The sequence below is a fragment of the Isoptericola nanjingensis genome (assembly GCF_050311635.1).
GTDB classification, from domain to species: Bacteria; Actinomycetota; Actinomycetes; order Actinomycetales; family Cellulomonadaceae; genus Isoptericola; species Isoptericola nanjingensis.
On the sequence record NZ_JBNOZL010000009.1, the window covers coordinates 343,616 to 350,845 of the forward strand.

Consider the following 7,230-nt stretch of genomic DNA (forward strand, 5'->3'; position numbering starts at 1 on the left):
TCGATACGCGGACGATAGGCGCCGCTCCGTAGCATCGAGGGCATGCGCGTGCTGATCGTCGAGGACGAGCCGTACCTGGCCCAGGCCGTCCGCGACGGGCTGCGGCTGGAGGCCATCGCGGCGGACGTCGCCGGCGACGGCGACACCGCCCTCGAGCTGCTGAGCGTGAACTCCTACGACGTCGCCGTGCTCGACCGTGACATCCCCGGCCCGTCGGGGGACGAGGTCGCCGCGAGCATCGTCGCCTCCGGGAGCGGCCTGCCGATCCTCATGCTCACGGCCGCCGACCGTCTCGACGACAAGGCCACCGGGTTCGAGCTCGGGGCCGACGACTACCTCACCAAGCCGTTCGCGATGCGGGAGCTCGTGCTGCGGCTGCGCGCCCTCGACCGGCGTCGCGCGCACAGCCGGCCGCCGGTGCGCGAGCTCGCGGGGCTGCGCGTGGACCCGTTCCGCCGCGAGGTCTACCGGGACGGGCGCTACGTCGCGCTCACCCGCAAGCAGTTCGCCGTGCTGGAGGTGCTGGTCGCGACCGACGGCGGCGTCGTCAGCGCGGAGGAGCTGCTGGAGCGGGCGTGGGACGAGAACGCCGACCCCTTCACCAACGCCGTGCGCATCACGGTGTCGGCGCTGCGCAAGCGGCTCGGCGAGCCGTGGGTGATCGCCACCGTGCCCGGGGTGGGCTATCGCATCGCGGCCCCGCCCGAGGACGCGACCGGGCACGAGGACGGGCGCGCGGCCCGGAGCGGCGAGGCCCGGCATGGCTAGGAGCCCCGGCATGGCTAGGAGCCCCGGCCCGAGCGTCCGGCTGAAGCTCACGCTCAGCTACGCCGGGTTCCTCGTGGTGGCCGGCGCGCTGCTCCTCGCCGTCGTGTGGGTCTTCCTGCTGCGGTACGTCCCGGACACGATCATCGTCGACGTCGCGCCGTCCCGTCCCGGACCCGGGCAGTTCGTCCCCAACCGCTCCGACCTGGAGCGCGCCTTCGCCCCGAGGGTCGCCTGGGCGATGGTCTTCCTCCTGGTGCTCGGACTCCTCGGCGGGTGGTTCCTCGCCGGGCGGATGCTCGCCCCGCTGGACCGCATCACCGACGCCACCCGCCGGGCCGCCGAGGGGTCCCTGTCCCACCGGATCCGGCTCCCTGGACGCCAGGACGAGTTCCGCGAGCTCGCCGACGCGTTCGACGCGATGCTGGCCCGGCTCGAGGCGCAGGTCGCCGAGCAGCAGCGGTTCGCGGCGAACGCCTCCCACGAGCTGCGCACCCCGCTCGCGGTGACGCGGACGCTGCTCGAGGTGGGTGCGCAGGACCCGGACCGGGACACGGACGAGCTCCTGCGGCGTCTCGAGGCCGTCAACGCGCGCGCGATCGACCTCACCGAGGCGCTGCTCCTGCTCAGCCGCGCCGACCGCGGGATGTTCGCGCGCGAGCGCGTCGACCTGTCCCTCGTCGCGGAGGAGGCGGCCGAGACGCTGCAACCCCTCGCGGACGGCCGGGGCGTCGACCTGCAGGTCGCGGGCGACGTCGCCCCCGCGGTGGGGTCGCACGCGCTCCTGCTGCAGCTCGCCACGAACCTCGTGCACAACGCGATCGTGCACAACCTCGCGGAGCACGGCACGGTGCGGGTGGAGACCGCCGTCCGCGGCGACGACGTCGTGCTCACCGTCGAGAACACGGGCGGGCCGCTCGACCCGCGCCTCGTGCCGACGCTCGTCGAGCCGTTCCAGCGCGGCGGCGGGCGCACGCACGGGGAGCACGGGGGCGTCGGGCTCGGCCTCGCGATCGTGCGGAGCATCGCGGAGGCGCACCACGGCACCCTCGCGCTCGCCGCACGGGGCGACGGCGGGCTGCGCGTCACGGTGCGCCTGCCGGGGGAGCGGGCCGCCCCGGTCGCGTGGTGGCCCTCCGCCTAGCCCGTGCTGTCAGGCCGTGGTGTCAGTCCGCCGCGCCGAGGACGGTGTCGGTGTAGCCGTTGCGGAAGACGCCGCCGGGATCGACGGCGGCGCGCACGCGGGCGACGTCGGCCAGGGGGTAGTGGTCGGCGAGGTGCTCCGCCGTGCGGGTGTGCATCTTGCCCCAGTGCGGCCGCCCGCCCGCCGCGGCGAAGATCTGCTCGGCCGCGCTGAAGTACCGCTGGTGGGGCATCGGTGCGTACTGGTGCACCGCGACGTACGCCGTCTCGCGACCGTGCGCCGTCGAGAGCCAGACGTCGTCGGCGGCGGCGAAGCGCACCTCCACCGGGAAGGGGACGGGCTCGCCGGACGCGCGCAGCCAGGCGTCGAGCTCGTCGAGCACGTCCCGCAGCGCGGCGCGCGGCAGGGCGTACTCCATCTCGACGAACCGGACCCGGCGCCGGGTGACGAAGACGTCGGCCGACGGCGCCACGTACGTCTTCGCGCCCAGCGCCCGCGCGCTCACCGCGTTGAGGCGGGGGACCAGGCCGGGGGCGGCGAACGCGAGGCGGTTCACCACCTCGAAGGCGCCGTTGGACAGCACCTCCTCGTCCAGGAGGGCGCGGGCCCGGGAGCCGGCGGTACGCACGGCGCCGAGGCCTCCGGCACGGGCCGCCGCCCAGGCCTCGATCTCCTCGGCCGTCGCGCGGTTGTTCCGCTTCGTCAGCGCCCGGCGGGTGCCGGGGAACCAGTAGAACTCCGCGTGGTCGTTGCCGTCGACGTACTCGTCGAGCTGCTCGAGCACGCGGTCCAGCGGCCACGGCTCCTCCTGAGCGCGCAGCCAGAACGCGGGCACCACCTCGAGCGTGACCGCCGACAGCACGCCCGCGACGCCGAGGCCCAGCCGGGCCACCTCGAACAGCTCGCGCTCGGGCGATCCCGGGGCCGCGGCGTCCGACGCCGACCGGACCGCGCCGTCGGCGTCGACCACGCGGACGCCGCGCACCTGCGTCGCGAGGCCGCCCAGCCGGGCGCCGGTGCCGTGCGTGCCGGTCGAGATCGCGCCCGCGACCGACTGGCGGTCGATGTCGCCGAGGTTGCGCATCGCCAGCCCGAGCGCCGCGAGCAGGCGGTTGAGGTGGTGCAGGCGGGTGCCCGCCCGGACGGTGACGAGCGACGTGCCGTCCGGCTGGGGCGCCACCGCCTCGATACCGCTGAGGTGGTCGAGGCCGAGGTGCACGCCGTCGGTCACGGCCGCGGCGGTGAAGGAGTGGCCCGCGCCCATCGCCCGCACCCGCGTCCCGTCGGCGGCTGCCCGGGCGACGACGGCACCCAGCTCGCCCTCGTCGCGCGGCGCCAGGCGGCGCGCAGGCTGCCACGAGTGCGTGCCGCCCCAGGTGCGCAGCGGGGCGTCGGGGGTGGCGGGGGCCGGTGTGCGGGCGACGGTGCTCGGAGTCACGCGGCACACTCTGCCACGGGCGGCGGCCCGCGCGGATCCCCCTCCGGGTGGATCGTCGGCGACCCGTCGGACCGCCCGTCAGATCACCCGTCGGATCACCCCGCCCGGCCGTCGGACGACGCCCGGCGCCCGGTGTAGCGTGCGGTCATGACCCAGACGGAGCGGCTGGCCCGCGCCACCGCGCACCTGCCGGCTCCCGTGGCCGTGGTCGACCTCGACGCCTTCGACGCCAACGCCGCGGACCTGCGCCGCCGCGCCCGGGGCGTCCCCGTGCGGGTGGCGAGCAAGTCCGTGCGGGTGCGCACGCTCGTCGGCCGGGCGCTCGACGCCGGGTTCCAGGGCGTCATGGCGTTCTCCCTGGCCGAGGCGCTGTGGCTCGTGCAGGAGGGCGTGCGCGACGTGCTCGTCGGCTACCCCACCGTGGACCGGGACGCGCTCGCGCGGCTCGCCGCCGACGACCGCGCGCGGCGCGAGATCACGCTCATGGCGGACGACGCCGCCCAGCTCGCGCTCCTGGACGCCGCCCTCTCGTCCGCCGCGGTGCCGGCCGGGACGGGCGGCCTCGCCGACGTCGCCGTCTGCCTGGACGTCGACGCGTCGCTGCGCCTCGACGCCGGCCCGCTGCACGTGCACCTGGGCACGCGGCGCTCGCCGCTGCGCACCCCGGACGACGTCGCCGCGCTCGCCCGCCGCGTCGAGGCGCTGCCCGGCGCCCGGCTGCGCGGGCTGATGTTCTACGAGGCGCAGGTGGCCGGGCTGCCCGACACCAACCCGGCCGTCCGGCTGGTCAAGAAGCTGTCGGTGGCCGAGCTGTACGGCCGCCGGACGGCCGTCGTCGAGGCCGTCGGCGCCGCCGTCGGGCACGCCGTGGAGCTGGTGAACTCCGGCGGCACCGGCTCGCTCGAGACGTCGTCGGCCGGGCCGGCGGTCACCGAGGTGACCGCGGGCTCCGGGCTGTTCGTCCCCGGCCTGTTCGACGGGTACCGCTCCTTCGACCCCCGGCCCTCCGCGTTCTTCGGGCTCGACGTCGCGCGGGTGCCCGCCGCGGGCTGGGCGACGGCGTTCGGGGGCGGGTACGTGGCCTCCGGGCCGGCGGGGCGCTCGCGGCTGCCGCGGGTCGCGACGCCCGGCTGGTCGCTCACCGGAACGGAGGGCGCGGGGGAGGTCATGACGCCGCTGCGCCGGCGGGGCGGAGCGCCGCCCCTCGCCGTCGGGGACCGCGTGTGGCTGCGGCACGCCAAGGCGGGCGAGCTCATGGAGCGGTTCGACGTCGTCCACCTGGTGCGCGGCGACGAGATCGTCGAGTCCGTCCCCACGTACCGCGGCGAGGGACGCACCTTCGGCTGAGGGACCGGCCGGTACGCTGGACCGGTGAGCCTGCACCTGTACGACACCGCGACGCGCGACGTGCGCGCCTTCGTCCCCCTGAACCCGGGCGAGGTCGGTATCTACCTGTGTGGCGCCACCGTGCAGGCCCCGCCCCACATCGGCCACCTCCGCCCCGTCATCGCGTTCGACGTGCTGCGGCGCTGGCTGGAGCGCTCGGGCCTGCGGGTCACGTTGATCCGCAACGTCACCGACATCGAGGACAAGATCCTCGCCAAGGCGGCCGCGGCCGGCGTCGAGTGGTGGGCGCACGCCGCCACGCACGAGCGGATGTTCACGCGGGCCTACGACGCGCTCGGCGTCATCCCGCCCACCTACGAGCCGCGCGCCACCGGCCACGTGCCCGACATGGCGGAGCTCATGCAGCGGCTCGTCGACCGCGGGCACGCCTACGCGACCGGCCCCGGCGACGTCTGGTTCGACGTGCGTTCCTGGCCCGCGTACGGCGAGCTCACCCGGCAGCGGCTGGAGGACCTCAACCCCGAGCCCACCGGCGACGACGCCGCGGCGTCCGCCAAGCGCGACCCGCACGACTTCGCGCTGTGGAAGGCGCCCAAGCCGGGCGAGCCGGAGACGGCGTCCTGGGAGACGTCGTTCGGCCGGGGCCGCCCGGGCTGGCACCTCGAGTGCTCGGCCATGGCGCGCCGCTACCTGGGCGACGCGTTCGACATCCACGGCGGCGGCCTCGACCTGCGGTTCCCGCACCACGAGAACGAGCAGGCGCAGTCGCGCGCGGCCGGGTACGGCTTCGCGCAGCGCTGGATGCACTGCGCGTGGGTCACCCAGCAGGGCGTCAAGATGAGCAAGTCGCTGGGCAACGGGCTGCTGGTGAGCGAGCTGCTCGCCCAGGCGCCCGCGCCCGTGATCCGCTACGCGCTCGCGGCGGTGCAGTACCGCTCGATGCTCGAGTGGTCGCCCGACACCCTGGACGAGGCCCGCACCACCTGGGAGCGGCTGTCCGGCTTCGTGGACCGCGCCACCGAGCGCGTCGGCGGGGTGCCCGCCGACGAGGTCGCGAAGGCCGAGCTGCCGGCCGGGTTCGTCGAGGCGATGGACGACGACCTCAACGTGCCCGCGGCGCTCGCCGTCGTGCACGAGCACCTGCGCGCCGGCAACAGCGCGCTGGCGTCGCGCGACGACGCCGCGGCGCGCGAGGAGCTCGTCGCGCTGCGCGGCATGCTCGACGTCCTGGGCCTCGACCCGCACGACCCGCAGTGGGCCTCGGGTGCCGACGACTCCGCCGCGCGCGCGGCCCTGGAGTCGCTGGTCGCCGCTGAGCTCGATGCGCGGGTCGCCGCGCGCGCCGCGAAGGACTGGGCCACGAGCGACGCCATCCGCGACCGCCTCGCGGACGCCGGCGTCGTCGTCCAGGACTCCGCGGACGGCGCCCGCTGGACGCTGACCGACTGACCCGCTCGACCACCTGAGAAGAGACACCATGGCAGGCAACACCCGACGTCCCGGCGCCGTCCGCAAGGCCGGTAGCAAGAAGGGCGCGCAGGTCGGCACCGGCGGGCACAGCCGCAAGGCGCTCGAGGGCAAGGGCCCGACGCCGAAGGCCGAGGACCGTACCTACCACCCGGCGCACAAGCGCAAGGTGGCGGCGGAGAAGAAGCAGGCCGCGCAGTCGCAGAAGGGCGCGAGCAAGGGGGTCGTGCGCGGCACGCGCCGCCCGACCGGCGGCGCCGAGGTGGTCGCGGGCCGCAACGCCGTGCTCGAGGCGCTGCGCACCGACGTGCCGGTCACCGCCGTGCACCTCGCCGCGCGCATCGACCACGACGACCGCACGCGGGAGATCCTCGAGCTGGCCTCGACCCGCTCCGTGCAGCTGCTCGAGGTGAGCCGCACCGAGCTGGACCACCTCACCGAGGGCTCCGTGCACCAGGGCGTCGCCGCGCAGGTGCCGCCCTACGACTACGCGGACGTCGAGGACCTGCTGGACGCCGCCGCCGAGGCGGGCCAGCCGCCCCTGATCGTCGCGCTCGACGGCGTCACCGACCCCCGCAACCTGGGCGCCGTGCTGCGGTCCGCGGGGGCCTTCGGCGCGCACGGCGTCGTCGTGCCGTCGCGCCGCTCGGCCGGCGTCACCGCGTCGGCGTGGAAGGTGTCGGCCGGCGCCGCGGCGCGGGTGCCCGTGGCCAAGGTGACGAACCTGGCGCGGACGCTCGCCGACCTGAAGAAGTCCGGGGCCTTCGTCGTCGGCCTGGACGCGGGCGGTGACACCACCGTGCGCGACCTCGCGTTCGCCACCGACCCGCTCGTGCTCGTCGTCGGGTCCGAGGGTCACGGACTCTCCCGCCTGGTGCGCGAGACCTGCGACGCCGTCGCGTCCATCCCCATCTCGTCCGACGTCGAGTCGCTGAACGCCGGCGTCGCCGCGGGCATCACGCTCTACGAGGTGGCCCAGGCCCGCCTGACTGCCGCGAGATAGAGAACCCCGAGCCGCGAGATAGAGAAGCTCGGACGAGACCGCAACCGGTTGCGGTCTCGTCCGAGC

The 7,230-nt window shown here is 75.8% G+C and carries 6 protein-coding genes; 5 read left to right on the plus strand and 1 reads right to left on the minus strand.

The features are described 5' to 3' along the window. Window positions 1–42 precede the first annotated feature (42 nt). The gene (locus tag ACQP6G_RS19565) at window positions 43–768 is read left to right on the plus strand and encodes a response regulator transcription factor (protein WP_429766809.1); all 726 of its coding nucleotides are present in this window, start codon (window positions 43–45) and stop codon (window positions 766–768) included. Window positions 769–778: 10 nt separating this feature from the next. Continuing rightward, a complete protein-coding gene (locus tag ACQP6G_RS19570) occupies window positions 779–1,909 on the plus strand; it encodes a sensor histidine kinase (protein WP_429766810.1) in 1,131 nt (376 codons plus the stop codon). 22 nt (window positions 1,910–1,931) lie between these two features. Here ACQP6G_RS19570 and ACQP6G_RS19575 read toward each other — a convergent pair whose 3' ends face one another. Then, complete coding sequence (locus tag ACQP6G_RS19575; protein WP_429766811.1) at window positions 1,932–3,347, minus strand: D-arabinono-1,4-lactone oxidase; 1,416 nt, start codon at window positions 3,345–3,347, stop codon at window positions 1,932–1,934. 147 nt (window positions 3,348–3,494) lie between these two features. Between ACQP6G_RS19575 and ACQP6G_RS19580 the strand changes: the two genes are divergently transcribed. From ACQP6G_RS19580 to rlmB, 3 genes are read left to right on the plus strand one after another with little or no spacing between them, the layout of a single operon-like run. Further along, window positions 3,495–4,694, plus strand: a complete 1,200-nt coding sequence (locus ACQP6G_RS19580; protein WP_429766812.1) for an alanine racemase — start codon at window positions 3,495–3,497, stop codon at window positions 4,692–4,694. 24 nt (window positions 4,695–4,718) lie between these two features. Continuing rightward, on the plus strand, window positions 4,719–6,143 hold the full coding sequence (gene cysS / locus ACQP6G_RS19585) for a cysteine--tRNA ligase (RefSeq protein ID WP_429766813.1): 1,425 nt from the start codon (window positions 4,719–4,721) through the stop codon (window positions 6,141–6,143). Between the two features lie 28 nt (window positions 6,144–6,171). Next, window positions 6,172–7,164 (plus strand): 23S rRNA (guanosine(2251)-2'-O)-methyltransferase RlmB, encoded by a 993-nt coding sequence (gene rlmB / locus ACQP6G_RS19590; RefSeq protein ID WP_429766814.1) that lies wholly within the window; start codon window positions 6,172–6,174, stop codon window positions 7,162–7,164. Window positions 7,165–7,230: the final 66 nt, after the last annotated feature.